The sequence below is a fragment of the Paenibacillus sp. JNUCC 34 genome, assembly GCF_058269055.1.
Map to the genome: position 1 here is coordinate 2,866,997 of NZ_CM177770.1, position 26,878 is coordinate 2,893,874.

The 26,878-nt window shown below is 47.1% G+C and carries 25 protein-coding genes and 3 pseudogenes; 20 read left to right on the top strand and 8 right to left on the bottom strand.

The genetic code is table 11. The features are described 5' to 3' along the window. Positions 1-75: 75 nt before the first annotated feature. Positions 76-834 carry a DUF8817 family protein gene (locus AC2TF5_RS13435; RefSeq protein WP_491302628.1) on the bottom strand — a complete coding sequence of 253 codons (759 nt, stop codon included), beginning with the start codon at positions 832-834 and terminating at the stop codon, positions 76-78. Positions 835-960: 126 nt separating this feature from the next. Between AC2TF5_RS13435 and ant(9) the strand changes: the two genes are divergently transcribed. Further along, on the top strand, positions 961-1,761 hold the full coding sequence (gene ant(9) / locus AC2TF5_RS13440; RefSeq protein ID WP_491302629.1) for an aminoglycoside nucleotidyltransferase ANT(9): 801 nt from the start codon (positions 961-963) through the stop codon (positions 1,759-1,761). 330 nt (positions 1,762-2,091) lie between these two features. Next, positions 2,092-2,895 (top strand): DUF2935 domain-containing protein, encoded by an 804-nt coding sequence (locus AC2TF5_RS13445; RefSeq protein WP_491302630.1) that lies wholly within the window; start codon positions 2,092-2,094, stop codon positions 2,893-2,895. A 298-nt stretch (positions 2,896-3,193) separates the two neighbouring features. Here AC2TF5_RS13445 and AC2TF5_RS13450 read toward each other — a convergent pair whose 3' ends face one another. Beyond that, on the bottom strand, positions 3,194-4,306 hold the full coding sequence (locus AC2TF5_RS13450; RefSeq protein ID WP_491302631.1) for an RNA-guided endonuclease TnpB family protein: 1,113 nt from the start codon (positions 4,304-4,306) through the stop codon (positions 3,194-3,196). Between the two features lie 338 nt (positions 4,307-4,644). Between AC2TF5_RS13450 and AC2TF5_RS13455 the strand changes: the two genes are divergently transcribed. From AC2TF5_RS13455 to AC2TF5_RS13470, 4 genes are all read left to right on the top strand, one after another. After that, a complete protein-coding gene (locus AC2TF5_RS13455; protein ID WP_491302632.1) occupies positions 4,645-5,388 on the top strand; it encodes a class I SAM-dependent DNA methyltransferase in 744 nt (247 codons plus the stop codon). Between the two features lie 213 nt (positions 5,389-5,601). After that, positions 5,602-6,555: a helix-turn-helix transcriptional regulator gene (locus tag AC2TF5_RS13460; RefSeq protein ID WP_491302633.1), complete on the top strand. Its 954-nt coding sequence runs from the start codon at positions 5,602-5,604 to the stop codon at positions 6,553-6,555. 64 nt (positions 6,556-6,619) lie between these two features. Next, a complete protein-coding gene (locus tag AC2TF5_RS13465; protein ID WP_491302634.1) occupies positions 6,620-7,123 on the top strand; it encodes a GyrI-like domain-containing protein in 504 nt (167 codons plus the stop codon). A gap of 62 nt (positions 7,124-7,185) precedes the next feature. After that, positions 7,186-7,605 carry a DUF1801 domain-containing protein gene (locus AC2TF5_RS13470; RefSeq protein ID WP_491302635.1) on the top strand — a complete coding sequence of 140 codons (420 nt, stop codon included), beginning with the start codon at positions 7,186-7,188 and terminating at the stop codon, positions 7,603-7,605. A gap of 105 nt (positions 7,606-7,710) precedes the next feature. On the opposite strand, the pseudogene AC2TF5_RS13475 reads toward AC2TF5_RS13470, so the two are convergent. Together AC2TF5_RS13475 and AC2TF5_RS13480 are read right to left on the bottom strand one after the other, a co-directional pair. Next, positions 7,711-7,905 (bottom strand): annotated as a pseudogene (locus AC2TF5_RS13475) (recombinase family protein); the annotation flags it as partial. A 265-nt stretch (positions 7,906-8,170) separates the two neighbouring features. Continuing rightward, complete coding sequence (locus AC2TF5_RS13480) at positions 8,171-9,109, bottom strand: bifunctional helix-turn-helix transcriptional regulator/GNAT family N-acetyltransferase (protein WP_491302636.1); 939 nt, start codon at positions 9,107-9,109, stop codon at positions 8,171-8,173. Positions 9,110-9,508: 399 nt separating this feature from the next. On the opposite strand from AC2TF5_RS13480, the gene AC2TF5_RS13485 reads away from it, so the two are divergent. From AC2TF5_RS13485 to AC2TF5_RS13535, 11 genes are all read left to right on the top strand, one after another. Continuing rightward, complete coding sequence (locus AC2TF5_RS13485) at positions 9,509-11,086, top strand: aminotransferase class III-fold pyridoxal phosphate-dependent enzyme (RefSeq protein ID WP_491302883.1); 1,578 nt, start codon at positions 9,509-9,511, stop codon at positions 11,084-11,086. Between the two features lie 16 nt (positions 11,087-11,102). Then, positions 11,103-11,891, top strand: coding sequence for a DeoR/GlpR family DNA-binding transcription regulator (locus tag AC2TF5_RS13490; RefSeq protein WP_491302637.1), 789 nt, complete (start codon positions 11,103-11,105; stop codon positions 11,889-11,891). Between the two features lie 20 nt (positions 11,892-11,911). Then, positions 11,912-12,067, top strand: a complete 156-nt coding sequence (locus AC2TF5_RS13495) for a hypothetical protein (protein ID WP_491302638.1) — start codon at positions 11,912-11,914, stop codon at positions 12,065-12,067. Further along, complete coding sequence (locus tag AC2TF5_RS13500; RefSeq protein WP_491302639.1) at positions 12,021-13,469, top strand: xylulokinase; 1,449 nt, start codon at positions 12,021-12,023, stop codon at positions 13,467-13,469. The genes AC2TF5_RS13495 and AC2TF5_RS13500 overlap by 47 nt, the downstream gene beginning before the upstream one ends. Before the next feature lie 19 nt (positions 13,470-13,488). After that, on the top strand, positions 13,489-14,550 hold the full coding sequence (locus tag AC2TF5_RS13505; RefSeq protein ID WP_491302640.1) for an amidohydrolase family protein: 1,062 nt from the start codon (positions 13,489-13,491) through the stop codon (positions 14,548-14,550). Beyond that, complete coding sequence (locus tag AC2TF5_RS13510; RefSeq protein WP_491302641.1) at positions 14,547-15,983, top strand: L-arabinose isomerase family protein; 1,437 nt, start codon at positions 14,547-14,549, stop codon at positions 15,981-15,983. The genes AC2TF5_RS13505 and AC2TF5_RS13510 overlap by 4 nt, the downstream gene beginning before the upstream one ends. Continuing rightward, on the top strand, positions 15,980-17,125 hold the full coding sequence (locus tag AC2TF5_RS13515) for a Gfo/Idh/MocA family protein (protein ID WP_491302642.1): 1,146 nt from the start codon (positions 15,980-15,982) through the stop codon (positions 17,123-17,125). The genes AC2TF5_RS13510 and AC2TF5_RS13515 overlap by 4 nt, the downstream gene beginning before the upstream one ends. Positions 17,126-17,160: 35 nt before the next feature. Beyond that, a complete protein-coding gene (locus AC2TF5_RS13520) occupies positions 17,161-18,441 on the top strand; it encodes an ABC transporter substrate-binding protein (RefSeq protein WP_491302643.1) in 1,281 nt (426 codons plus the stop codon). Positions 18,442-18,510: 69 nt separating this feature from the next. Further along, positions 18,511-19,389, top strand: a complete 879-nt coding sequence (locus AC2TF5_RS13525) for a carbohydrate ABC transporter permease (protein WP_491302644.1) — start codon at positions 18,511-18,513, stop codon at positions 19,387-19,389. Further along, positions 19,390-20,217: a carbohydrate ABC transporter permease gene (locus AC2TF5_RS13530; protein ID WP_491302645.1), complete on the top strand. Its 828-nt coding sequence runs from the start codon at positions 19,390-19,392 to the stop codon at positions 20,215-20,217. 187 nt (positions 20,218-20,404) lie between these two features. Then, a complete protein-coding gene (locus AC2TF5_RS13535) occupies positions 20,405-21,253 on the top strand; it encodes a class I fructose-bisphosphate aldolase (RefSeq protein WP_491302646.1) in 849 nt (282 codons plus the stop codon). 246 nt (positions 21,254-21,499) lie between these two features. Here AC2TF5_RS13535 and AC2TF5_RS13540 read toward each other — a convergent pair whose 3' ends face one another. Continuing rightward, positions 21,500-21,985, bottom strand: coding sequence for a GyrI-like domain-containing protein (locus AC2TF5_RS13540; RefSeq protein ID WP_491302647.1), 486 nt, complete (start codon positions 21,983-21,985; stop codon positions 21,500-21,502). Positions 21,986-22,081: 96 nt separating this feature from the next. Here AC2TF5_RS13540 and AC2TF5_RS13545 point away from each other — a divergent pair, with 96 nt between their 5' ends. Further along, on the top strand, positions 22,082-23,005 hold the full coding sequence (locus tag AC2TF5_RS13545; RefSeq protein ID WP_491302648.1) for a helix-turn-helix transcriptional regulator: 924 nt from the start codon (positions 22,082-22,084) through the stop codon (positions 23,003-23,005). A 338-nt stretch (positions 23,006-23,343) separates the two neighbouring features. On the opposite strand, the gene AC2TF5_RS13550 is transcribed toward AC2TF5_RS13545, so the two are convergent. The 3 genes from AC2TF5_RS13550 to AC2TF5_RS13560 form a co-directional block, all read right to left on the bottom strand. Further along, positions 23,344-24,012: a YqeB family protein gene (locus AC2TF5_RS13550; protein ID WP_491302649.1), complete on the bottom strand. Its 669-nt coding sequence runs from the start codon at positions 24,010-24,012 to the stop codon at positions 23,344-23,346. A 131-nt stretch (positions 24,013-24,143) separates the two neighbouring features. Continuing rightward, positions 24,144-25,154: an alpha/beta hydrolase family protein gene (locus tag AC2TF5_RS13555; protein ID WP_491302650.1), complete on the bottom strand. Its 1,011-nt coding sequence runs from the start codon at positions 25,152-25,154 to the stop codon at positions 24,144-24,146. Positions 25,155-25,454: 300 nt separating this feature from the next. Then, the gene (locus tag AC2TF5_RS13560) at positions 25,455-25,529 is read right to left on the bottom strand and encodes a hypothetical protein (protein WP_491302884.1); all 75 of its coding nucleotides are present in this window, start codon (positions 25,527-25,529) and stop codon (positions 25,455-25,457) included. Between the two features lie 135 nt (positions 25,530-25,664). On the opposite strand from AC2TF5_RS13560, the pseudogene AC2TF5_RS13565 reads away from it, so the two are divergent. Next, a pseudogene (locus tag AC2TF5_RS13565) lies at positions 25,665-26,061 on the top strand (VOC family protein). Between the two features lie 273 nt (positions 26,062-26,334). After that, a pseudogene (locus AC2TF5_RS13570) lies at positions 26,335-26,830 on the top strand (Mur ligase family protein); the annotation flags it as partial. Between the last annotated feature and the right edge of the window lie 48 nt (positions 26,831-26,878).

Below are 26,878 nucleotides of genomic sequence, written 5' to 3' on the forward strand. Positions count from 1 at the left end.
GAAATCCACTCTGCGGGTTTTCTTCTTTATTCCGTTCCAGCCATTATTGGGGTTATATAATTACTAAATAAGCCGTTAAAGAAATAGATCTTCTTTTAGTTCCGAAAAACGTTGAATCTCATTTTGTAAGATTGTTTCTTCATTTGATGATAATGCGAAGGATTCTAATTCTTGAGCTATTTCTATAGCGTTTTCAGTTCTTCCTAGAGCAACTAATACATCTATTTGGAGCACTTTGGCTTTGAAATAGAGTTCATTAGAAAGAGGATCACTTTGTTTATTAAAAGCAGATTCTAATAAGTTACTAGCTCCAAGGAAGTCTTCTTTGGAGTAGGCGTATCTAAAAGCCCATTTGTAAGCTTTCTCAAATTTAGAAGCATTCTTAGTATCCTCTGTATACCTATCCATTAAAGTTGTAGAATCGCCTAACGGTTCTCCTACGATTAGGGTATTTCCACTTGGATCAGTGATATTAAATCTTCGGTCCTCTGCGGTTAAATTTAGTCTAGAAAACCTAGGTAGCCCTTTGATAGGTATCTTTCCATAAAATGTCTTCAAATTTGACTTCAACCTGTTATACACTGTTTCAATATCGGAAACTACAATGTAGCACCCGCCCTGTTTTTGTTCTAAATCAAAATTCTTGTCTCCATAGAAGCTTAATTCAGTAAATTCATTTTTTACACTTGCGAAACGATAGGGAGCTTTTTGGTAATACGTAATTTTAAATCCAAGTGCTGTATAGAATTCTATTTGTTGATCTATTTCATAAAGACAGTCAAAGATAGGGATCGTTCGATTTTTTTTCAATTCATTTAGTTCTTGATTATTCATATATAATCTCCTTTTTTGAATGGATTAGATTTCAAAGTATACCTAATCTCTAAAGTGATTTCCTATTATTTTTTTTGACAAAAATAATATATGCGAACAAAATCAGAGGAGAGGAGTTTACAGTTGATGAGCGATTTGAGTAACGAAAAAATACCAAAACAAGCGATGCAAGCATTAAAAATCGTAGAGGAGTTGCTTGGAAGTTCAATAGTCGGGGTATATCTATTTGGTTCTGCAGTAAATGGTGGCTTACGCATTAACAGTGATGTAGATGTCCTAGTGGTCGTGAATCATAGCTTACCTGAAGTAACTCGAAAAAAACTAACAGATAGACTAATGCTTATATCTGGAAAGATAGGAAATACAGATTCTGTGAGGCCACTTGAAGTCACGGTTATAAACCATAGCGATGTTGTACCTTGGCTATATCCACCAAGAAATGAATTTACCTATGGTGAGTGGCTCAGGAGTGAGTTTGAGAAAGGACAAATCCAGGAACCAACCTATGACCCTGATTTGGCTATTGTTTTAGCACAAGCGAGAAAGAATAGCATTATTCTATTTGGTCCTGATGCTTCAGATATACTTGACCCCGTTCCGATGACAGATATTCGAAGAGCGATTAAGGAGTCTTTGCCTGGGTTGATTGAGGGTATCAAAGGTGATGAGCGTAATGTAATTTTAACCCTGGCTCGAATGTGGCAGACAGTGTCTATCGGTGAAATTTCTCCAAAAGATGTGGCTGCAAAATGGGCTTTACCTCGGTTGCCCAAAGAATATTCGACTGTACTCAACTTAGCCAGAAAAGCCTATAGAGGAGAGTATGTTGATGAGTGGGAAGGACTGGATTTCGAGGTGACAGCACTCGTTAATCATATGAAAAACTCTATAGAATCTTGTCTTAGCCAGACCCAGGAAAAGCGATAACAATACAATGGAAATATTGTACATATTTTCTAGAACTATAAGAATCCATTTTGATCAATCTTCTTTTCAAAACGGATTCTTTTTATTTATCGTAAAATGTGGGCTTGGGAGATGCTTTTAATCTAACTTTATTCCAAACCTACATTAGCTTATTAATGGTTTGATGAATCCTTGAAAGCCAAATTTCCGACGGTCGTGGATGACCTTGGCCAAACTAAATCCACTCGGGTTGTTTTGGTTATGCCGTATTTAGCAGCTGCAGCCAAGTGTTATTATTTTTGCGATTTCCTCATAACCTTTGTTAGAACGTCGAATAAAGGAGGTCATCCGTTGAACCAATCAGCACTTTTCGAGCACCGCTTCTGGCTGCAAATTCTAGGTGATCACTCAAGATTCATTTTCAACACGCTCTCACCGAAAGAAACGGCTGATATACAAACCGCACAGCAATTCATTCAAGCATTCGACCAACTTCTTCATCAAGCGCGAGGCATGCAATCAGACTCTCAGCTTGGATCACTGAATCAGCAAGCCTACACGCTAACTAGCAACCTACGGCAATTCAAACTTAATATTCTTCAGCGCCTTCTCGTCGGGCAAATTACGATTGGGCTGACGCCAACTTTTCTTAATCATATGGTAAATGAGCTTGAGGAGTACTTACGCATTTTAAGCAGCCTGCTTGAAGGTAAGCCGGTTCCGCAATTCGATGCACTGCATCATGACTTTCTGTGGCTGTCTGACGCAGTGGGTCATGCTGCAGCCATATCCAGCGATCTGGATTTTGTAGAGAAGCGATTGATTCAAAAAAGCCAGGCTTTTGAAGTACACTTTCAACATTTTTATTTGAAAAGTATTGAAATGGCGGGATACATGAGGACGCAGCTTCGAGATTTCCCGGCATTCCGCAGATTTCATATGGACGTAGACATGGAGATGAATTTGTTCAGGGCCTTCTTGAAAGAGCTGGAGGATTTGGAGCTGTCAGCCGAAGTGCTGGCTCGCATCTCACCGCTCATGCCGGATCATATGATGAGGGAAGAGTGCTATTATTTAATGAAGCTAGCTCAATTAGGCTTGGTCCCAGATCCAGAATGCCAGCCGGATCAACCGAGAATAGAAGAGAAGATATAGCATGCCGCTGCAAAGCGGCTTTTCCATTTCCCAGCCGGCAAATTGGCAAGCTCATTATATAACATTTTAACTAGAGAACGCATATCCTTGACACAGTCCCCTAAATTTTGTATGTTGATGTAAAAAGACGATTTTGTGAAATAAGTAGAAAAGCAAGCAATTGGAAAATCCGCTAAGTGAACTACCCATCACTTAAAACCTCACGGTTTTTGAAGTGGGGGCTTCTCGACTTATCGCTGCTTTTAGTAGCCAGCGAAAACTGACCGAGCTATCCCTCTCGTTCCAAGAGGTCTTTTTGCTATACTAACGCTAATAAGCGCAGTCCTTCATTTTTGATATTGATCGAAGCATTCCAGTCTCGATCTGCTACAAATCCACAATCACAGTGGAATGTCCGCTCAGAAAGAGATAGAGACTTCCTTTTGCGACCGCAACTTGAACAAGTTTTGGATGATGGAAACCACTTATCTATTTTGATAAGCTTCTTACCTTGTTCTTCTAACTTGTATTGTAGATATGTCGTGAACATACCCCAGGCATTATCAGCAACACTTTTACCAAAATGGAGAGCTTGTGACATTCCCTTCATGCTGAGGTCTTCGATCACCACGCAATCATATCGTTTCGCTAATGCGTGTGATTTCTTATGTAGAAAGTCTTTCCGCCCATTTGCAATCTTTTCATGTAGCTTTGCTACTTTCAACCGCTGTTTATGCCAGCGATTAGAGCCTTTCATTCTATGCGATAGAATACGCTGTTCCTTCGCTAATTTTTCCAGGGCCTGGCGATAGAAACGTGGATAATTGGCTGTCTTACCCTCATTACTATCGACAAATAAGCCATTCATGGAAAAATCTAAGCCAATAACAGCATGTACTTCTTTTGGTACAGGTTGATGTTCATACTCGGTGAGGATCGAAACATAGTATTTTCCCGTTTTCGTTCGGGAAACGCTGCAAGACTTGATGATATGATATGACGGAATTTCCCGGTGCTGCTTCATCTTCATGAGTTTTAGTTTCGGTAATTTAATATAGCCATCCAAAAGCATAATGTTTCCGTTCACCACATTGGTTGTGTAGGATTGTTTTGCCTTACGGTTTTTGAACTTGGGGAATTCAGCACGACCAGAAAAGAAGTTTTGATATGCCTTCTGCAAATTGAGTTGTGCGTTCGCTAGTGCAAGGCTGTCTACTTCCTTTAGCCATGGGTACGCACTCTTGTATTTTGCTGGTGTAGGTAGTTTTTGCTTCATCAATGCTTCTTTGTCATCCTTGAATTGCTCATAGGTTTCCTTTCGTTCAGCCAGCATTTTGTTGTAGACGAAACGAACAGAGCCGAAGGTTTTTGCAAGAAGTTGCTCTTGTTCTTGAGTCGGGTACAGACGGAACTTATATGCTTTGTTTGCCATATCGAATCACCTCACTTCATTCCTTGGTTTTCTATATTTCTTACTTAAGACCGATTGTATCACACCGTGGAAATATGTAGAAAAAGACTTTAGGTTACGCCTACGGAAATTCAACTCCCACTTTCATCATGCTTCGCAAGATTTAGAAGTGGGAGACTTCTTTCGGAGGGATGTTAAAATAAGAAAACAATTATTCATAAGAAGTTACTCTTTATAGTGGATATTGTTGAAAACGGATGTTTAAACCGATGAAAAACTATGGGGCGCTTTTAGTTGTACTCTTTTCAAGACAGAGATGATGTTTAAAGGAAACAAAACTATCGTGAATAGGAGATAATATGTTGATAGAACACAATAATCTTGAAGAATACCAGGACCCGGTTAATTACGATCTAGAATTTGGTGGTGAGATTGATAAATATAAATTCTATCTTGAACTTGCTAAGTCGAACCCAGGGGAAGTTTTAGAATTTGCATGTGGTACAGGATTAACAACAATACCTTTATCAAAATCTGGAATAAAAATTACTGGTGTTGATATAGCTTCACAAATGCTTGAATATGCGAGGATTAAAGCAGAAGGTTTGCCTGCGACTTTTATTGAAGATGATGTTCGGACATTTGAATCGGAAAAGCGTTTTTCCATGATTTATTTAACGGGGAATGCTTTTCAAGCATTTCTGAGTGATGAAGATCAAATTTCCTTGCTCAAAACAGTTTACATGCATTTAGAACCTAATGGGATATTTGCTTTTGAAACACGTAATCCTATGGGAACTGACTTATCAAACGAAGAAGAAACCATTTGGGGAGAATTTATCGATAAGGATGGAATTAAGGTCAAGGTATCTGGAATGCAATCTTATGATGCAAAAAGTCATATAATGCACTGGGTCACTTTCCGTGATTGGGGATATAAGAGAACTACTTCTCGAATTGCATGTCGTTTTACTGATAATGATACTCTTAAGTCTTTGTTAACTAGTCATGGATTTAGTATTGAAAACCAGTATTCAGACTGGGATAAAACTCTGTTCTCTCCTTTATCCTCTTCTATTATTAGCGTTTGTAGAAAATGTTAGGTGACTAGACCGAAATTACAATATTAAAAAGCCCAATTTCTCAGTATTAAAATTGAGGAATTGGACTTTTTTCGTTACTCCAGATAAGCGCCCTTATGTTGAATAACATGTTTATACTTCATCTAAGTGATGCATTTAATTATTGGAAAATTAGGGGTAATATTCACAAAGAAATAGTTTCTTGCTTATCCATCGAAATGGAGGTTACATATTTTGAAACTGGAAAGGCTCTTATCCATCATTATTCTACTGCTGAACCGTCGTATGGTGCAGGCTAAGGAGTTGGCGGAGCGGTTTGAGGTATCCATTCGGACGATATACCGAGATATTGACGCAATTAATGCAGCCGGCATCCCGATCGTCACCTATCAAGGAACAAATGGTGGCATTGGTTTGTCAGAAGGTTACCGCTTGGATCGAAATATGCTAACAAATGACGAGCTTGCTGCTATTGTTACCGCCCTCCGGAGTATCTCCACTTTATATGGCAAAGAGCAACACCAACGACTAGTAGAAAAAATAAATAGTGTCGTACTGCCAGCACATGAAGAAGAATTTCAACATAAGACAAATCGCGTACTAATCGATTACTCTCCTTGGGGTGGTATTGAACGTCTACGTCCGAAACTACAACTTTTAGAGGAAGCAATAGATAGCTGTGTATTAGTTAACTTCACCTATTCGAATGCAGAAGGTGAAATTTCCCAGCGAATAGTAGAGCCACATATGCTCATTCTCAAAGGAAGGGAATGGTATCTACAAGCTTATTGTATAGAGAAAGAAGAGTTCCGCCTATTTAAACTAAAAAGAATGAAAGAGCTCGCGATAGATCGTGAAAGAACCTTCATTCGTCGAGATCCCGCTACTCAGGAGCATATCGAAGACAAGAGTAAATTCAAGCCATCCAATGTACCAGAAGTTGTCTTTCGATTCCAAGATGAAGCTCGTCATTTAGCAGAAGAATGGTTTGGTATTGAAGAGCTTTTGCCAGTTGAGGATGGCAGTTGGCTAGTAAAAAAGGCATATCCGGAAAATGAATGGCTCTATAGCTTCATTCTTAGCTTGGGACATCATGTAGAGGTGCTTGAGCCCCAACATTTACGGAAAATCATTGCTAGTCGTGCGGAAAAAATAGCAAGGATTTATAAAAATGACAAAGTAACTTGACAATAGGTTGTCAGGTTTATTGTTTTATACTGGTTTCATTCTATAATAAGGAGATTGATTAAGGATGAAACAAGAACGAATTGAACCTGACCGAATTGAGGGGTTACCCTCCTTCACATTAGCTGGAATTAGTGCCGTTACAACAAATGAAGCCGAACTAAGCAAAGATGGAAAAATTGGTAAGTTATTTGAACAGTTCCATTCTCAAAATATCGGTAAGAAGCTAGGTGTTAATATACAAGAGGATGGTCATTATAGCTGTTACTCCAACTATGAACAGGGAGATGCGGGACTTTATGAATTAATGGTCAGCGTACATGTACAGGAAACATTACAGCTTCAACACCTAGATATGATAAAAGCATTTACTGTTCCTGCTGCAAAATATGCTGTATTCGTCACAGAACGTGGACCAATTATAGAGATGGTGCAGCGTACTTGGGCTGATATTTGGCAATGGTCACAACAGCCAGGCGATGACCGAGCATTCACAGGTGATTTTGAATATTATAGCAAGGATATTAATCCAGAGGACGGACAAGCAGAAATTTATATTTCGATAAAATAGCTTCCATGTTGTACCAGACAACTTGTTGACTAATTTGTTATTTTTAAAAAGGAATGATCAATATGAGTGCATTTGAAAATACCAAGGTGGAGGAAGTATTCGAACAGTATCCTAAACACATTCAGTCGAGACTATTGATTCTTCGTCAGTTAATTTTGGATACGGCAATAGAGATAGAAGGCGATGATCATGTGGATGAAACGCTAAAATGGGGAGAGCCTAGTTATATCACAAAAAAAGGGAGTACAATTAGAATAGGCTGGAAACAGTCAAACCCAGATCAATACGCCATGTATTTTAACTGTAATACAAAGCTAGTTGATACGTTTAAAGAGGTTTATAGAGATTTATTCAACTATGAAGGTAATCGAGCGATTGTATTTGCTGCTAATGATGATATACCAGTAGATGAATTAAAACATTGCATTGCAATGGCACTTACTTATCATACTCGAAAGCATCTACCAATGCTTGGGATATAATAAATAGACCTTAAATAGAGTAGTGTCTAAATATTTATTTAGCTAGCAAAAAGGAGTGGGCTGTATATCTTAGCTCACTCCACTACTTGTCTTAATGCCTTGTTGTTTTAAGCTTGCTTTTTTACCTCGTATGTCATCGATCAATTCAAACAAATCTTGTGTGCTACGAGTGATCCGGGTTAAGTCTGTAACATAAATGATGTCACCTTCTTGTAAATCCTCTAACATTTTTTGAAGTTGTTCGTGCTCCTTTGTCGCAGCGGATACTTTTTCTTCATATATAATATCCAATCCGATTTCAAATTCCGGAAGATGAATGGGTTTTAGGAACCTACATATCGAATGACATTTAAGCACCTTCAACAACTAGCTTTGGAAAATGGTTATGCTTATTGATGTCATAAAGCCAAACGGTTGGATCGTTACGTTTGGAGCAAGTTCTGGAGATCGAATAGATATCCCAATACGAAGCATTTTCTTTCCCAAAATTAGTATCATAGCTACATCTATGGGAAGCAGCGAAGAGTTTGTGAATATATCTGCAATTCGTGGAACGCCACTCGATTCATCTGATTATTGATCGGGTAAAATCAAGGTCCCATCGTTCTTCAATTAATTTCGTTTCGGTCCATTCTTCGTTTGGTTTTTCTTCTGTTAATTCAAAGTTATATTTTCGATATAGATGGCGAGCAGGTTCTAACGTACTTACTGTCCACAAAAACACATGTTCATAGTTTTGTTCTTTACAGAAGCTGAGGGCAGTTTCGATAAGTTTTTTTCCTATTCCTCTCCCTTGAAAAGGTTCATCTAATATAAACCATCTAAGTTGGGCAACTGTATCGCTAGACTTTGTAATTGCAATTGAACCGACAATTCTGCCATTGACTTCAGCAACCCATAGTTCCCCTCCATCGGCATCAATCATAAATTCTGCTAAACCTTTCATGACATAATGTTCAAACATTTGGTCAAACTTATAGGTCCTATCATATACTCTTCCATGTAGGTGTGCCACATAGCCAGCATCCCCAGGTTTAAATGGCCGAATGAAGACTTCTGAACCGGCTAAAACTTCCTTCGAGTAAATGGATTCGATGATTTCCATGGCTGCGACAAGTCTAGACAAATCATATTTCGATAGGGGTTGAATCATGTTATCAACTCCGCGACGTGCATTTTCAACCAAGTCCTTATAAATATTCTCGCCATCTTGGGTTAAGAAAAGAGAATACTGACGTTTATCCTCTTTTGACTGCTTTTTGAAGATCATGTTTTCATCCTCAAATCGTTGAATAATACGGCTGATGTATCCTCGGTCAATCCCAAGTTTTTCTCTAACTTCAGTTGCTGTACAGCCACTTCTATGATGGATTTCTGTTATTACCCGTGCCTCTGTTAATGGAAAAGTTTTATTATATATTTCTTGATCGATTTTACCAAGCACATTTGCATAATACCTATTGAATTTACGAATTTTTTCAACATATTGAATCGATTCCATCATTAATCCCCCTGATATGATCAAAACTATTAATTAAAAATAGAATAATGATTTTAGTTGACAAAGTCAACTAGATTCGAACTGTTATTACAATATTTTGGCATTAACACAATATTCCGACTTTCGAAGTGCCCTATGAAGAAGGTATTTCCCTAAAGGCGGAGATCACCGTACGCATCAAATTCACGCTTTCCAGTATTTTTTCCAGCCTCATTTCCTGAACTGGATGCCTTCATGATTTTTACAATGATAAGTTCTCAGTACCTCTCCCAACAAAATAATGAAATACAAACGAAAATAATAAATAATAATATTGACACCAATTCGAAATTTAAATAAAATTTAAACGAAACAATAACGAAAGTTGACTACTCGGAAGGCGAGGTGGATTGATTGAATTCCGTGAAGATGTCTCTGTTCCAGTTGTTAGGCGCGTCCTATATGAACGCCGTCATTGCCGGAGCAACTTCGCTGTCGGGGCTCAGCCCCGAAGAGGCTGAGCGGCTAGCACACGACGAGGTTGAATTTTTGCCGGAGGAATGCGTCAGCCATGCAAATCGCTTGTTGGCGCATGTCGGGAAGCCGTTCGTCCCGGCTCTGGAATCGTCGCTTGACGGGGCGCCTACGAATGCGTTCAGAAACGCAACCAATACGAAAGCGAGTCCGATCGGCGGCCTGGGGTATCTACGCCTGGGTGAAGACGGCAGGCTGTACCTGGCGGCCAAGAGTGAGCACTACCATACCCCGCTCGGCCACAATTTTCCCGGTTACCGGCTGATCGACAACGCCAGAGCGCTCGGCATTACGAATGCGACCCATAACAACACGCGCGGCTACATTACCCGCCTGCTTGAACGGGAGCTCGTGCGGACGATCAATGGGCTTCGTCCGGAGGAGACGGACGCGTTAGATGCCATCCTCGCTTCCGAAGAACCGCATGTGCTGAACCGGGTCATCAATCTCGAGACCGGAACGTTGGCTTGCGAAGCGGGCATCAAGATGATGCTGGCCCGGTTTTATCCATTGGATGAAACCTTCCAACAGCCGAAGTACGGGAATTGCACGCCGGTGTTTTTCGTGATGGCGGACCATGACGGCGGGAGCAAGGCGAACTACCATGGAACGACGATTTTTGCCCAGATCATGCGCGACATGTGGCCCGGCCTGGGCGAGAAGCTGGAGCGGGCGGGGATCTTGAAGGTTTGTCCGGTACGAATCAATGACTGGGACGATTTCCGGACGAAATTCGAACAGTACAACAAGCCGCCCTACAAGGCTGCGGGGTTTATGCACGAAATCATTCTGATGAATTACGGGGGCATTAAGCTCGAACCGGAGTATTTGCAGCAAGTTTATGCGCTGTGCCACGAGCACGATACTCCGATCCTATGCGATGAAATTCAATCGTGCATGTGGTATCCGCCGATGTTCCTGTTCCGTGAATACGGGCTGAATCCCGACTTCGTTGTCATCGGCAAAGGCTTCCCGGGCGGCCAATATCCGGCTTCCCGTATCATTACGACAGCGGCCATGGATACGCTTAACCAATTCGGCGCACTGGTCACCAACGGCCAGGAGGAACTGGCGGCGCTGGCTTATCTGATTACGATGAAGTTTACGGAAGCGAACGGCAGCCACATTCGCGGCGTGGGTCAATACTATGAAGATAAGCTGCGGGAGCTGGCGGCATGCTATCCAGACTTCATCGAACGGACGGAAGGGCTTGGTCACTTGTCGACGATCTTCTTCCGCGAAGCGCAGACAGTCACGCGGTTCACGAAGAAGCTGAACGAAGCGTGCATCGATGTTAGCGCCCAGACGTACAAAGCGAGCTGTCCGCCCGCGGCGCTTACGAAGCCCCCTATAATCGCCACCAGGGAAATGATAGACTACGTATTGTGCAGCATGGACGAAGCGCTGCGGGCGATCCGCGCGGAGAAGTGCGGCCGTTCCGGCGAATCGGTCCATCCTATCATCTGATACTGGAGGAATATTCATGACCGAGCACGATGCGAGAGAGATCGACATCGACGAAAGAAGAAAGCGGATCCTGGAGCTGTTGCAGAGCGAGGGCAAAGTGAAAGTCGCCGACTTAAGCAAGCTGTTCGGCATTTCCGAAGTGACGATCCGGGGTGACCTCGACCTTCTGGAAGAGCAGGGAGCGCTGCAACGCATACATGGCGGAGCGATCAGCACGTACAAAAACTACTACAATATGACGTTTCACGACCGATCGGCGGCTAACGGCGAGGAGAAAAGGAGAATCGCCGCGGAAGCGGCCGCCATGATCTCGGATGGTGACACGGTCATCATCGGTTCTGGCACGACTCCGCTATATGTGATGCAGGAGCTGAAAAATCACAAGAACCTGATCATCATTACGAATTCGTTGCCCGTGGTCCATGAAGCCGGATTTCATCGCAACCTTAATGTTGTAGTAATGCTGGGCGGGAATATCAATCTGGAGTACCAGTTCATTACCGGCGACGACGCCATTACCCAGTTGAATCGGTATAAAGCTGACAAACTTATTTTGTCGTCGGACGGCGTCAGCTCCGAATTCGGGGTGACGACCTATCATCACCTGGAAGCGGAGCTGTACCGGAAAATGATTGCGCTCGTGGACAAAAGAATTCTGGTCTCCGACTACACGAAGATCGGCCGGGCCAACTTCGCGCGCATCGAGGCCATCGACAAGATCGATTGCCTGATCTCCAACCATAACGCTAACAAGGATGAAATCGAAGCCATCAAGGAAAAGGGCGTCGAAGTCCGGCTCGTCTAAACACAAAGGGAGTATTGTTGATGTTTATTGGACTGGCAATGCTGGTCGGTCGCGGTCAGCATCGGGTTGGAAATTCCGATTCCGCAAGCTTGCTGCAAGCGGAACACTTGACGAGAGAGGATGAACGCGATGCCGGGTGGACTAAACCGCGAGCAAATCGGCTTCATCGGACTTGACATAGGAACGTCCGCCGTCAAAGGCGTGTTGATGTCTGCCGCAGGGACGATCCTGTCCCGCGAGACGCACAAAGTGGCCTACTTGCCCGCCGAGAGCGATCGGGTGCAGTTTGACGCGGACCGATTGTACCAGTCGGTGGCGAACGTCATCCGCCGGCTGACGCTTGCGCTGCCTCCTGGCGGCACCATCGCCGGGCTCAGCATCGCTTCGGCCAGCGGGAACACGGTGCTGGTAAACGAGCGGGGCGAGCCGCTGTTGCCGACGATCAGTTGGATGGATACGCGCGTTCGCGATGAGATCGAAACGGTGTTCGGGCGGATGGACACCGGCGAGGTGCACGAGCGTGTCGGCTGGCCGTTATTGAAGGCGTTTCCACTCGCCCATCTGGCCTGGATGAGATGCCATGCGCCGGAGTTGCTGGACGCGGCGGCCGTCATCTGCATGAGCACGGACTATATTCTTTTCAAATTGACAGGCAACTGGGCTGTCGATCCCTCAACCGCCACCTCCATGTATTTGCAGGATCAACAGACGGGGCAGTGGCACCTGCCCACCCTGCATGCCCTCGGCATACCCGAACGTAAGCTCCCGCCCATCCGTCCCACGGGGACGGTGATCGGGCAAATCGGGGCCGAAGCCGCCCGCGAAACGGGGCTGGCGCACGGCACGCCCGTCGTTCTCGGCACATTCGATCATCCGTGCGCGGCCAGAGGAGCGGGAGTGATCGACGAAGGTCAGTTGCTTCTGTCCTGCGGCACGTCCTGGGTAGGCTTCTGTCCGGTGAACGACCGGCAGCGCTCCATCGAGCTGCGGCTGCTGACCGATCCTTATCTTCATCCCGCAGGCGCCTGGGGTGGCATGTTCTCGCTGTCAGCGATCGCAGTTTCAATTGATTCTTACATCCGCCGCTACTTGTCCGACGGCCCGGATCGGTACCACGAGTTCAATCGGCTGGCCGCTTCCGCTCAACATGGCGCAGGCGGGCTCGTCCTCGATCCGACCCAGCAAGACGGGTTCGACAACCGGGAAGGGCACGGCAAGGCGGATATCGCCAGAGCGCTGATGGAAGGCACCGCTTATCTATTGAAGCGGGAGCTGGACCGGCTGGAGGCTGCTGGCATGCACTTCACGTCGGCCGCGCTCGTGGGCGGTCCTTCCGAGACGCACCCGTGGCCGCAGATCGTGGCCGACGTGCTCGGCATGGAAGTTCGTACGGTCAACGGTTCCTGCGCAGGCGCCGTCGGTGCAGCGATAGTGGCCGGCATCGGTGCGGGGCAATATGCTGACGAGCGGGACGCGTTGCGGCAACTGGCTTTTCCCAAGTTGGTCCGCGTGCCGGACCGGTCGGCGGCGGCGGTCTATCGCGAAAGATACGGCAAGTTCCAGGATTCATACACATGACGAATTACGGAGGCGGTAAATGATGAAAGCTTTGTTCGAAGTAAAAGAAGTCGATCGGCACTTCTACGAGCGGCAACTGCAAGCTTTTCTCCCGGACCGGATCATCGACATCCATACGCACGTATGGCCGGACCGCATCCGGCTGGCTTCGTCTGGCGCGCCCGTGAGAGCGGTTATATGGCCGTCTCTCGTTGCCAAGGACAATCCGATCGAGGATCTGTTCGAGACCTACCGGCTAATGTTCCCCGGCAAGGACGTGACGCCGCTCATTTTCTCCCAAGTCAGTATGGACTACGACATCGCGGCCGGGAACGAGTATGTCCGTCAATGCGCCGAACGGCACCGGCTGCCGTCGCTGATGATAGCCAGGCCAGAGCAGAGCGCTTCCGAATTCGAAGAAGGCATCGAACGGGGCGGCTTCCTGGGCTGCAAGGTATATCTCAACTTCTCCGCTCCCTATATCCCGGAGAAAGAGATCCGCATTTACGATTTTCTGCCGCCTCATCAATTGGAAGTGTTGAACCGGCACGGCTGGATCGCCATGCTGCACATTCCCCGTGACGGCCGACTGAAAGATCCTGTCAATCTGGCACAAATGCTGGAGATCGAGCGCCGCTATCCGTCGCTGAAACTGATCATCGCCCATGTGGGGCGCGCGTATTGCCCTGAAGACGTGGGCGACGCCTTCGACATTCTCGCGGAGACGAAAAATATGGTGTTCGACTTCAGCGCGAATACAAATGCTTGCGTATTCAGACAATTGATTCGGGCCGTGGGGCCGAAGCGCATCGTTTTCGGCAGTGATCTGCCGATCTTGCGCATGCGGACGAGACGGATTTGCGAGAACGGCCGCTATGTGAACCTGGTGCCCGCTGGCTTGTACGGCGACGTGTCCGGTGATTCGCATATACGGGAAGTGACCGGGGCCGAGGCGGATTCGATCTCCTTCTTCCTCTACGAAGAGATCGAATCTTTCCGCGCCGCTGCGGAGGCTGAGAGCTTGACGCGGGCCGACATCGAGGATATTTTCCACAACAACGCCCAGACGATGATCGACGGAATCGAGGTGCCGCACCGATGAAGAAGCTGAAAATTGGGCTGCTGCCGCTGTACGTGAAGTTGTATGACGACTATTGGCCAGAATTACGGGAGCGTGTGGACGCGTTCTATCGCACGATCACCGACGAATTCGAGAACCGGGGGCTTGAGGTCGTACTCTCGCCGGTATGCGCCGTCAAGCCGGAATTTACGGTGGCAGTGCAAGCGTTCGAACGGGAGGAAGCGGACGCTATCGTGACGCTGCATTTGGCATACTCGCCTTCGTTGGAGTCCGCTGACGCGCTGGCCGCCACCGGGCTGCCGCTGATCGTGCTGGACACGACGCCGACTTTCGATTTCGGCACGGCGCAGCACCCGGACGAGATCATGTACAACCACGGCATACACGGCGTACAGGATATGTGCAACTTGCTTCTCCGAAATGGGAAGCGGTTTCAGATTGAAGCGGGACACTGGGTGGAATCCGACGTGCTCGACCGTGTGGTCGACGGCGTGAAAGCCGCCCGATTGGCCGGGCGGCTGCGTGGCGCCCGCGTCGGCGCGATCGGCCGGCCGTTCCCCGGCATGGGCGATTTCCAGGTGCCGGCGGACGAATTGCGTTCGTCGATCGGTATCGAGACAGTCGCGTGGGACCTCCTGGACGCCGACGCATCCGAAGCCGACCCGATTCCCGACGAGTGGATCGAGCGGGAAATCGCCGAGGACGCTGAGCGGTACGATGCGGACAGAGTCGATCGCGATACGCTGCGGCAATCGATCCGGTCAGACCTGACGGTGAGACGCTGGATCGAGCGCAACGGGCTCGCGGCCTTCACCGTCAACTTCCTGGACGTCGGCCGGGGATCCGGTCTGCCCGGCATGCCTTTCCTGGAAGCGAGCAAAGCGATGGCGCGCGGCGTCGGCTATGCGGGAGAAGGCGACGTGCTGACGGCTGCGTTGACGAGCGCGCTCTTGTCCGTCTACCCGGACAGCTCGTTCACGGAGATGTTCTGTCCCGATTGGAAGCATAATCGCATCTTCCTGAGTCACATGGGCGAGATGAATGTGCGTGTCGCGGCGGGCAGACCTGTGTTGAAGGAAAAAGCGTTCCCGTTCGCTGACGCCGAGACGCCCGTCGTCGCCTACGGTCGTTTCCGCAGCGGGCAGGCGGTCTACGTGAACCTGGCGCCGGGGCGCCAGGGGACATTTACGTTCATTTTGGCGCCGATCGAGATGTGCGAGCCCGACGGTGAAGACCGGATGACGGACGCGATTCGCGGCTGGTTCCGCCCCCCCGTTCCCATCGAACGCTTTCTCGCCGATTACAGCCGGTTGGGCGGCACTCATCACGGCGTCATCGTCTACGGCGACGCGATGCACGTGCTGGAGAAGTTCGGAGAGGCGATGGGGTGGCACACGATCATCATCAGGCAACCAAATTTCGTTAAAGATGCTGGAAATGGGGGAGCGGTATGACCATTAAAGTTGGAATTGTCGGGGCAAGGGGACTGAGCACCCTACAAGGCTTCCGGAGCCTTCCCGATACCGAAATCACGGCGCTTTGCGATTTGGACGGAGATTACGTTCAGGAAGCGGCGCGCGAGCACGGCATACCCCGGACGTATCGAATTTACGAGGATATGCTGGAGTCGGACATCGATGCCGTCGTCATTTCCACGCCCATGCAGCTTCATGTCCCGCAGGCGATCGCCGCCTTGCACGCTGGAAAGCATGTGTTGTGCGAAGTGACAGCGGGCGTTACGATGGATGAATTATGGTGGTTAAAGGAGACCGTCGAAGCATCGGACAAAGTGTACATGTTCGCCGAAAACTACTGTTACATTCCCCAAAACCAGTTGATCAACAATCTGGTGAAGCAGGGGCTGCTGGGGGACATTTATTACGGAGAAGGCGAATATGTGCACGACGTGCGCCGATTAGCTTTTCAATTCAATCGAGCCGGAGCGGGAGAGCGCGCCGCACCGACTTGGCGCAAATATTGGCAGCTCGGCAAGCGAGGCAATTTCTACCCGACCCACAGCCTCGGCCCCATCATGAAGTGGATGGAAGGCGACCGGATTCGCTCGGTGTCGTGCTTCGGCTCCGGATGGCACACCGATTCCCGTTTTCGCCAAGAAGACACCACCATTACGCTGTGCCAGATGGAGAGCGGTAAACTGATCAAGCTGCGCACGGATTGCATTTCGAACCGGCCGCTGAACGCCTCCCAGTCGCTACAGGGAACGAAGGGCTGCGTTGAAGGGCCGAGCTTCCTGGGGGACGGGCACCGTATTTGGCTGGAGTCCATGGGCGGAGAACCCGAACAACGCACATGGCGCCCGCTGAGCGACTTCAACGACTATTTGCCAGAACGATACAAGGACGCCACCGAGGAGCAGAAAAATGCCGGGCATTGGGGCGGCGATTTCTTTATCGTGGAGGATTTCGTGAATGCTATCAAGGGCTTGCAGAAGCCTGCCATTGATGTGTACGACGCTTGCGAATGGACGGCGGTGGCGCTGCTGTCCGAGCTGTCCGTTATGAATGGTGGCCGGGTGATGGATATGCCGGATTTCCGCAAAAGCGACTCGTATGCGGATCAAATCATCAAATTGTAAGCGGATACAGAATGATGACCAGGAGGAATGTGACCATGAGGTTGAAGAAGATGACGTGCGCCGGCTTTGCCCTCGTTGTGCTCGTCAGCGTGCTGGCCGCTTGTTCGGGAGGCGGCAAAGACGGCGGTACGGCAAGCCACGGGAACGGTCAAGTGGAAGTGTCCATGCTGTTCGCGGAATCAGTGTTCAACAACATCCACAATCAGTTGATTGAGGAGTTCGAGAAAGACCATCCGAGTGTTAAAATCAAGGCGGAAACCCTTCCCGATAGCAGTCTCTTCGATACGTTGCGTACACGCATCTCTACCGGCGAATTGCCGGACATCTACCAACTGAATATCGGCCACGACACAACCGCAATGGCCGAGAAGGAAGGATATATCTACGATCTGAGTGGGCTGGAGGCAAGCCGGAACTACTCCGAATCCATCCGTCAAGCAACTTCATTAGGAGACAAGCAGGCGATCTTCACCTTCGGCCTCGGCGTGCTTGGATTATCCTATAACAAAGCGATGCTGGCTGACGTCGGCTACAACGAACCTCCCCATACATGGGATCAACTGCTGGATGCCGGTAAGAAATTGAAGGAAAGAGGTAAGGATCTTCTCGTATATTCCTCCAAATGGGAGACCGGGATCGGCAATGTGTTCCATTGGACGTTCGGCATGCATGCGGTCAAAAATGACGCGTTCAAGCAAGCCTATCTGTCCAACAGTATCGATTGGAGCCTGCCGGAGAACCGTGCCATCCTAGCGGAAGGATTCCAGCGCTTCAAAGAACTGAACGAATTTGTGCGCACGGGCAGCTTCACGAATGAATACGCAATCGCGCAGCAATCGTTCGCTAATGAAGATGCTGCTATGCTGCTGGGGGGCACATGGGAAGCGCGAACCTTGCACGAGCTTGGGCCGAACCTCGATTTCGGTTTTATCAACTTGCCCTACGCGCCTGACGAGGAGAACGCTTATATGTTCATACCGGAAGACGGGTTCGCCATCAACGCCAAGGGTCAGCACATTGAGGAAGCGAAAGTGTTCTTGAATTGGCTCTTCAGCAAGGAGATTTACGGAAAAATCTCGGTGGCCAAAGGTTCGCTTTCGGCTCAGCCCGAAGTGGGCAAGTCCGACGAAGCGTATAGCGACGTGCAGCGCTGGTTGAAGACGGATCAGGTGATCTCGTTTGCCAATACAGGCCCCATCCCAGGTGCGACCTGGGTTGCGCTCGGCAATGCAGCGCAAGAATATACGTTCAAAGGCGATCTCGACAATGCGATCGACAAGTTTATTTCCGAATATAACAAGACAAAAGCGAAATGACAGGTTAGGAGCTATTCACAAATGCGACTATGGGCCAACAATGAATTCGAATGAATAGAGGGTTACCCTATGCAGAGAAAAATGTTTGTCACAGGCGTTGCGTTCGTCATCCCGATCACAGCCGTCATCGCGATCTTTCTGCTATTCCCGATCGTCCAGTCCTTCTATTACAGCTTCACAGATTGGAAGGGGGTCGGGGCCTACCGGTTCATCGGCTTCCAAAATTACCGGGATATTTTCCAGGACAAGGTGTTCACCGAGTCGCTGACCCGAACGCTCATCATTGGTATTTCCACCGCTTTCCTGGCAAATAGCGTCGGGTTGCTGCTGGCGATGATGCTGGATCAGGCGCTCAAGACCAAAAACATATTGCGCGCCTTGTTCTATATTCCGAACATCATCCCGATTGTCGTCGCTTCGTTTGTTTGGCGGTATATATTCGATGCCAACACCGGGTTGCTGAATGCGCTTCTGACAAAGCTGAGTGACGCAAAGGTTAATATTCCTTGGATCGATTCGCCCGACTATGTCGTGTACTCCCTTATTTTCATTGCCGTGTGGCAAGGGATCGGTCCGGTCATGATCATTTATCTGGCCGCCTTGCAGGGTGTTCCCGCCGAACTCAAGGAAGCGGCCAGCATCGACGGCGCCTCTAAGGTTAGAGCGTTCTTCTCGATCACCTTACGAATGATCGCGCCGGGCATTACCGTGAATGCGTTGATCGGCCTCGCCAACGGCATTCGCATCTTCGACTTGCCGTTTGCGCTGACGGGCGGCGGTCCGGCAAATTCAAGCGAGACACTCGCCATCCGGATCTACCGCTACGCGTTCGCTTCAAGCGAATTGTCATACGGCTTGGCGTCGTCGTTCGTCCTGACTCTTGTCGCACTGGTCGTGACGCTATTTTTCCTCGCGATGACCCGAAGATATGAACAGGGGGTGTCTTAGGTGAAAATAGCGAAAAAAACCGCCATCGAGCTGTTCGCCTGTTTACTCGCCGTGATCATGTCGATTCCCTTGTACCTAATCATGATCAATGCGTTCAAGAGCCATATGCAAATCGTAACCGCACCCCTTGCGTTGCCCGATTTCTCCGTCGGCTTCGACAATATCGCAAGAGCTTTCGAGAAGATGAACACGCTCAAAGCATACGGCGTCACGTTTTCGATCGGCGGCATCGCTCTGATTTTTATTATCAGCCTGTCCGCGATGGCCGCTTACGCCGTGGCCCGTATCCGACACCCGATTTTCAATACGCTGTATTGGGTGTACACATCGGCCATCCTGATCCCGGTGCAATCGGTGCTCATTCCGATCGTATTTCTCTTGAAAAGCCTATCCTTGCAAAATACCATTATGGGCATCACGCTGGTCTATGTTGCCGTATTGTCGCCTTTCTGCATCTTCATGTTCAGCGGATTCATGCGCAGCCTGCCGTTCGATCTGGAAGAGTCGGCTTATATCGACGGCAGTTCGCCGGCGCGCACGTTCTTCAGCATCATCTTCCCGCTCGTCAAGCCGGTGACGGCATCGCTGATTATTTTGCAATTCATCTATGTGTGGAACGACCTGCAGCTACCGCTCGTTATCGTCAATGCCAAGGATTACCCCACCATCAGCATCAGCTTGTACAAGTTTTTCGCCGGACGCGGCATGGCGGACTTGAGTCTGCTGTTCGGAGGTATCACGATCACGCTGCTGCCCATTCTGGTCTTGTTCTTGAGTTTCCAGCGTTTCTTCATAAAAGGATTGTCGGCGGGGGCGGTCAAAGGCTGACCGCGGCGATTCGGAGGTCTTCGCATCGCGCGCTGGGAGCAGTCCGCATGAAGCTTCATGGCAACTCTACCCTAACTCCATGCTCTAGGGCTGTTATATGTAGACGTATAACCATTTTATAGGCATTAATATAGTTGTAATTATCACTAAAATAGTTAAAAACGAATATTCCGAAGGAGTGAAGCAAGTGTCGGTCACCGCAAGATTGAATCGAATGTTTGCTCAAGATGGAAAATGCTTCGATGTCGCGATCGATCACGGATTTTTTAATGAATTTTCTTTTTTGTCCGGGATTGAAAACATGAAGCGCGCGATCGATACCGTGATTCGGGCGAATCCAGATTGTGTGCAGCTGAGCGTCGGGCAAGCCCGCCAATATCAGCAAATCCCTGGGAAGACAAAGCCTGGTCTCGTTCTGAGGACGGATGCGGCCAACATTTATGGAAAGGAGCTGCCGCGGCACCTGTTCAGCGAGTTGGCCGATCGGGCGATCTGGCATGCCGTGCGATTGGACGCGGTTGCCGTATGCGTCAATCTGCTGCTGCTTCCGGGCCAGCCGGAGCTGCATCATCAATGCGTCGCGAACGTCTCCCGGTTGAAGACGGAGTGCGAGAAATACGGCATGCCGCTCATGGTCGAGCCGCTGGTCATGCTGCCGAATGAAGCGAGCGGCGGCTATATGGTAGATGGCGACATCCGTAAAATTACTGCGCTTGTCCGTCAGGGCGTCGAGCTCGGTGCGGATGTCATTAAGGCGGATCCTTGCGATGATGTATCTGAATATCATCGGGTGATTGAGGTGGCCTCCGGCGTTCCCGTGCTCGTAAGAGGTGGTGGCCGCGCAAGCGACGAAGAGATCATGCATCGCACAGCGGAGCTAATGAAGCAGGGCGCTGCAGGAATCGTATACGGACGCAATGTGATTCAGCATCCGAATCCTACCGGCATGACGGCTGCGTTAATGTCGATCGTGCATGAAGGCGCAGCGGCGGAACAAGCGCTTACGATATTGAAGGGAGAAGAGGCGAATAGCTGACCGATCGATTCGTTCCGGCGATATCGGCTTCGGTCTCATGATAGGAGTTCTCCGGCGTGAAGATCCTCTGGGATGCATACGATTGGTGCAAAATAAGCCGCCCACGTCAGGGCGGCTTATTCTCAGTGTGGCGTGCATGGCGATTAACTAGGTGGTGAAAGTCCACTGTGGGGGTTTGTAGTAGGCTTACAGTTTTCGATCCAGATCCTGAAAAGCGAAGACTTCAGACCGGTAATTGCTTACCGATCATTTTCGCTTCAGTACAGGTACCCACACTTCCACTTCCGCGTCTGCCGGATTTCCATTCAGTAATATTTCCGCGACAGGTGCGCCGGAATATTCCCACTCAAACGCATCGGTTAAGAGGGTTCCAAAAGCCTGGTCCTCCAGCTGATCGAAGGCCAGGCGCGACAAACCGCCGCTGCCCGATAGTATCAAATACTCACTTTCCGGAAACCATACTTCTTCGGCATGACCCGGCAAAGGCCGGGAAGATTGGACGCCCGAGTAATAAAACACGGTTTCGTGGTCCTTGGTTACCACAGCGTAGCCATACGGGTTTTCTGCCAATGCACGGAGCTTCGCCATTTGCCCGTTGTCAATCATACTTTTGAAAAACGTTGTTTTTTTGTTTGAATAATGCGGCGAGTGGATGCTTGTCCCACCTGTCAATGCGGTTTTGAATCCGATGATTCGAAAAGCTTCTTTTTTTTCTACTTTGAAATTGTTCATTTTAACTGCCTCCCAATTTGTTTAATTTTGAATTCATGTTTATCGTAGCATGTCAAATATGACAGCAGTATGGCATATTTGAGGTGGAGGTGCGGCATGAAAATTGATCGTTTGATTGCGATTATTGTCATTCTCTTGGAATATGAGGTCATTAATGCTCGAGAGTTAGCTCAGAAGCTTGAAGTTAGCAGAAGAACCATCTACCGCGACATTGATACGTTAACGTTTGCCGGGCTCCCCATCTTTACCCAGCAAGGAGCATCGGGAGGCGTTGGTCTCATGAAATCGTATAAAGTGGACAAAAAGTTGCTCACACACCAGGACATTCAAGCACTGGTGACCAGTCTGAAGAGCTACAAGCAGCTTTTCAACCATAAGAATATTGTCCATTTGCTGGAGAAAGTAAGCGCCATCGCTCATAACGGAGGAACTTCGATCCCGGAAGGAAAGTTTGTTGTCGATTTATCGTTGAATCAGGGCAATGAATCGTTGCGATCTTTGCTTAGTCACGTGGAAACAGCTTTGAATGAAGAGCGGTATCTAAGTTTTGATTACGTGGATAGGGCAGGCCATATCAGTTCCAGAAAGATCGAGCCTTATCGGGTCGTTTTCAAAGAAAGCAGTTGGTATTTGCAAGGTTACTGTGTTGAAAAAATGGACTACCGGATATTCAAATTGGCTCGCATGAGCAAGTTACAAGTTTTGCGAGAAACATTTGAGTCACGGGATTTCTCTCCGCTGCCGATGGATGGAATGGATTGGATGAATCAAGATTGGGTTGTGGTTACGATCCGTATAGACCTATCCGTAATGGATAAAGTGATTGAACGATTTGGCGAAGGAAATGTAATAAGAGTAGAAGGGGATACTTGCTTGGCTACGTATCCCATTATTCACAATGAATATGGCTACGACACGCTGCTCAGGTTTGGAGATAAATGTGAAATTGTGGGACCTTCTGAAGTACGGGACGGTTTCAGAGACTATGTTGGTAGAATCCTGGCTAAGTACGAGAAATGAGTTATTTATGGAAGGCTTCGAAGAGCATTTAGCTATGATGGAAGAAGAGATTATTACAGCGGTTGAAGTCACGCCTGGCAGCAGCGAACTAAACCCTGTTTCCTTGTGTTTTATTTTGATGTTGAGAAGTGTAAGACCTGTCCGCTAAGCGAAGGGTGTTACAAACCAGGGGCAAAGCATTTCGTGATTACAATTTGTCCGACTACCGTTTGGGTCATTCAGCGAATTTAGAACTTTAATGGCCGTGATTAACAAGCGAACAAAACCAAAAGCAAGGGTAGAGGTGACCGATGCCCTTGCTTTGGCTTCCAGATTATGATGAAAAGATGTACTGATTTTTATCGATAAAATTGCCTATTATCGATTTCTTTTACTGATACTCTTAGTTTCCAAAGTTCTTTAGCCAACTGAAAAGCTTCTTTATCATCGCCATTTTCAATTGCTATTTTCCTTGCTTTTAATAAAGCATTAGCAGCAGTGGATAGATCAGGAGAATCCACAACCCATGTTTTATAATCCTTTTTGAATGGATCCGTATCACTCCAAAGATAATTATGTTTTAAAAATGTATTACCTACTGTACTTTTACTAAGTTCCTGTTTACAACGGAATAGTTCTTTCTCATCACTGCCTAATAATACCAATTGCTTTTTATCCATAAATACGAGTGAGATATCTTTCTTTTTCAAGATAATTTCATCATCTCTAAGTTTTAATATCACTTTATCATCGTATATAGACATTTCTAAGCTTTCATGAAAAGATAGAAAAGTCAATGCAATCCCCGCAATCAAACCAAGGATCATTGTAACAATACCTACCCATGCTCCATTATAGGATGCAACTAGTTTTAAGGGTCCTTGGAAAGGTAGCCACGGCAAAGAACTACCCCATTTAGCAATACCCGGTAGAAACCAACCAAACACTAGACCGATGAGAGGGAAACCAAGCCACAGGATAACCTTATCCGTTTTGGAAAAATTTAACAATGTATGATTGTCGTTCATATAAATTCACCCTTTTTTTGATAATACACTTGCTTTTTCACGTAATCCCTTTGGGTATTCCAGCACCGCCGACTTTAAATCATACATTTCTCAAGCGATTATACAGCCAGTTGCCTTGAGGCGTTATGTTACTATGGTTGCGGAATTACTTTCAGGAACGTCTCCATTTCATCCAAATATTCTGGCACCGTAATTTGCCGGGGCGCGAATATGCTTATCATCAAAGCTCGAATCTCTGAATCCGCCGTTTTCTTGCTCATCATTCTATGTTCCGTGTCAGGGAAGACGGTTACAGTCAATAATTCCGGCGGCACGATACTGCGATATACTTGCTCCGTCTCTTTCGAATCCACATTGATATCTTTATCACCTAATAGCAGCAACACAGGAGAACGGAAAAGGCGAAGATCATCGGTTACATCTGACAAAAAGTTTTTGCCGACAAAAGCCCACCGCTCTTTTGACATTGCATCTTTTTCGCCAACTAGCTTCAAATATTCATCATAGGACGCATTTTCCCTTAAAAGTTTCCTTACTTCCCTGCCTGTTGCCACTGTTTTTTCAATGTCAGCTTCTGCATAGCCATCATGTTGCATTTGCATACGCGTGTTGTACTCCCCTTGACTCAGCCAGTTTATGGCAGGTCCTACGAGTATACTAAAGGCAAGCGGTTCTTTACCGGCCAGTTTTGGAATAACCCATCCTGCTTGACTTGCTCCCCATGCTCCTATTTTTGTCGAGTCAATCATCGGCTGTGCTTTTGCCCAGGCGATAGCGTGACGCGCTTCTTCCACGCGATCATCGATGCTTTGATCCAGCCAATTTCCTTCCGAGCCGTTAATGCCCGGCTTGCTCAGCGACAAGGAAGCGTAGCCAGCGGAAGCTAACCGTTCCCAGATGTGTCTGTAACCCCCGTCGAGGGTCGAATCAGCCGGGCCGTCGCCATGGATGAACAACACTAAACCTACTTTTCCGGTGTGATTTTTAGGAAGTACAAACGTACCGGCCAATTTGCCTTGCGGTGTCTGGATTTCAACAGCTTGCTGGGCCATGTCAAAGCTGTGTTGCTTCAAAATATAAAGTCCCGTACCGCCAAATAGCAGGACGATGATTATTATGGAAATCGTTATTTTCTTTTTCATCCTAATTCTCCTTGTGAAAAGTTTTATTTATTTTATGAATTGAGGCTTGGAATATCTTTAACGATACACCCTAGGTCAGACCTAAGGTCAAGTGTTTGATTAAAAATACCGGATTAACCCCTTAAAATTGGACACTAGCTCACTCTTACTCAATCGGTCTTAGTTTTTTAAACTAATGGCGATCGGTTCCACACGATTGTTTTCATAAAATTGTGACGGCGGTAAATCACAAATACTCGAATGAATTCTTTGTTCATTGTAGAATTGAATGAATTCTGTAACTGCCTCATAGGCTTCACTTTATGTTTCGAAATCATAACGAGCTAGGCACTCGTCTTGTAGCAGCCTGTGAAAAGATTCAATATGTGCGTTCATATTTGGCGTTCGTGGCGGAATGCGTTCGTGCTCGATTCCAAAGTCTTGACAAGCTGTCTAGAAATATTCATTTTCATATTTACTATGAGTGTATGAATAGCAACAATCTATAAACGGAAAGGTGAGGGTGAGCACATGAAGAATTTAGGGTCTATGAAATGTGGATGTCATTACGCTATTTGTTGAGGATTATCAGAAGGTGAAGGCGTTCTATCAGGAAGTATTCGAATTTCAAGCCGTATATGAAGACAAGGTCTCGTCGGTGTTTCATTTCGGGAATATGAGCGTGAACCTCTTGGATATTTCCGAGTCACACGAATTGATAACCCCGAGGTCAGTCGCAACACGTGAATCCGGATCCCGTTTCTTGCTAACCATTTGGGTCGATGACGTGGATGCGGTCTGTGATGAATTGAAAAAACGCGGGGTTGCTCTACTTCACGGTCCAATTGACCGGCCATGGGGAGTGCGTACGGCTTCATTCATCGATCCGGCAGGACATGCCTGGGAGATTGCAAAACAATTGACATAGGGACAGAGCTTTATCAAGGGGGAGCTAATCTTTATGCCAGCTGACCTGTAATGGTCGATCTTATTGAATAGTGCAGAAAAGTCCTATTTTAGACCAAGTGATTCGTCTGCCTATTTTGACCATTACGAAACGCAAGGTTATCTTTATCTTGAGCCGAAGCGGAGCCCTTAGCAGGGTTTTTCCGCTTTTTTTGTTTTTTACAAATCTATCTCCTATGCAACCATATACTTGGTATTTTGTATCCTTCCGCAGGCGAGGCCAGCGTATTAGGATATGTGCCTTGGAAGCATATCTAATGAATATAAGGACCTCATCATTCAAGGGGTATCCATTGATTCTAGAACAGTAAAGATACGTAATTTATCCCACTTGTAAGACAATTGGATGGTCATGATTACGTGGAAGAAGCATTATCCAAAGGGGCCATCGCCTCTTTATGGCAAAAGGATCATCCCCCTGTTCATTTACCGCTAATTTATGTTGATGATTGCTTGCAAGCACTTCAAATTCTAGCCGCTAATTATCGAAGGGAATTATCAAATAAAAGTAATAGGTGTCACAGGCAGTAATGGTAAGACGACCACAAAAGATATGGGAGGTTGCCGTAATCGAGATGGGGATGAGTGAGCGTGGTCAAATCGATCGACTTTCTCATATTGCGCAGCCTGACATAGCCGTAATTACAATGATAGGTGAATCACATTTATTAAGTCTTGGATCACGAGAAGAAATCGCAGCAGCCAAATTAGAAATTGTTAATGGAATGAAGGGATTCAGATCATTGCAACTAACTGACTTACATCCTTACTTTGATGCC

Excerpts from the sequence above, each read along its gene's own strand:
- AC2TF5_RS13435 (WP_491302628.1), bottom strand. The coding sequence starts at position 834 with ATGAATAATCAAGAACTAAATGAATTGAAAAAAAATCGAACGATCCCT.
- AC2TF5_RS13450 (WP_491302631.1), bottom strand. The coding sequence starts at position 4,306 with ATGGCAAACAAAGCATATAAGTTCCGTCTGTACCCGACTCAAGAACAA.
- AC2TF5_RS13455 (WP_491302632.1), top strand. The coding sequence starts at position 4,645 with ATGTTGATAGAACACAATAATCTTGAAGAATACCAGGACCCGGTTAAT.
- AC2TF5_RS13465 (WP_491302634.1), top strand. The coding sequence starts at position 6,620 with ATGAAACAAGAACGAATTGAACCTGACCGAATTGAGGGGTTACCCTCC.
- AC2TF5_RS13470 (WP_491302635.1), top strand. The coding sequence starts at position 7,186 with ATGAGTGCATTTGAAAATACCAAGGTGGAGGAAGTATTCGAACAGTAT.
- AC2TF5_RS13480 (WP_491302636.1), bottom strand. The coding sequence starts at position 9,109 with ATGATGGAATCGATTCAATATGTTGAAAAAATTCGTAAATTCAATAGG.
- AC2TF5_RS13490 (WP_491302637.1), top strand. The coding sequence starts at position 11,103 with ATGACCGAGCACGATGCGAGAGAGATCGACATCGACGAAAGAAGAAAG.
- AC2TF5_RS13495 (WP_491302638.1), top strand. The coding sequence starts at position 11,912 with ATGTTTATTGGACTGGCAATGCTGGTCGGTCGCGGTCAGCATCGGGTT.
- AC2TF5_RS13500 (WP_491302639.1), top strand. The coding sequence starts at position 12,021 with ATGCCGGGTGGACTAAACCGCGAGCAAATCGGCTTCATCGGACTTGAC.
- AC2TF5_RS13505 (WP_491302640.1), top strand. The coding sequence starts at position 13,489 with ATGATGAAAGCTTTGTTCGAAGTAAAAGAAGTCGATCGGCACTTCTAC.
- AC2TF5_RS13510 (WP_491302641.1), top strand. The coding sequence starts at position 14,547 with ATGAAGAAGCTGAAAATTGGGCTGCTGCCGCTGTACGTGAAGTTGTAT.
- AC2TF5_RS13515 (WP_491302642.1), top strand. The coding sequence starts at position 15,980 with ATGACCATTAAAGTTGGAATTGTCGGGGCAAGGGGACTGAGCACCCTA.
- AC2TF5_RS13520 (WP_491302643.1), top strand. The coding sequence starts at position 17,161 with ATGAGGTTGAAGAAGATGACGTGCGCCGGCTTTGCCCTCGTTGTGCTC.
- AC2TF5_RS13525 (WP_491302644.1), top strand. The coding sequence starts at position 18,511 with ATGCAGAGAAAAATGTTTGTCACAGGCGTTGCGTTCGTCATCCCGATC.
- AC2TF5_RS13540 (WP_491302647.1), bottom strand. The coding sequence starts at position 21,985 with ATGAACAATTTCAAAGTAGAAAAAAAAGAAGCTTTTCGAATCATCGGA.
- AC2TF5_RS13545 (WP_491302648.1), top strand. The coding sequence starts at position 22,082 with ATGAAAATTGATCGTTTGATTGCGATTATTGTCATTCTCTTGGAATAT.
- AC2TF5_RS13550 (WP_491302649.1), bottom strand. The coding sequence starts at position 24,012 with ATGAACGACAATCATACATTGTTAAATTTTTCCAAAACGGATAAGGTT.
- AC2TF5_RS13555 (WP_491302650.1), bottom strand. The coding sequence starts at position 25,154 with ATGAAAAAGAAAATAACGATTTCCATAATAATCATCGTCCTGCTATTT.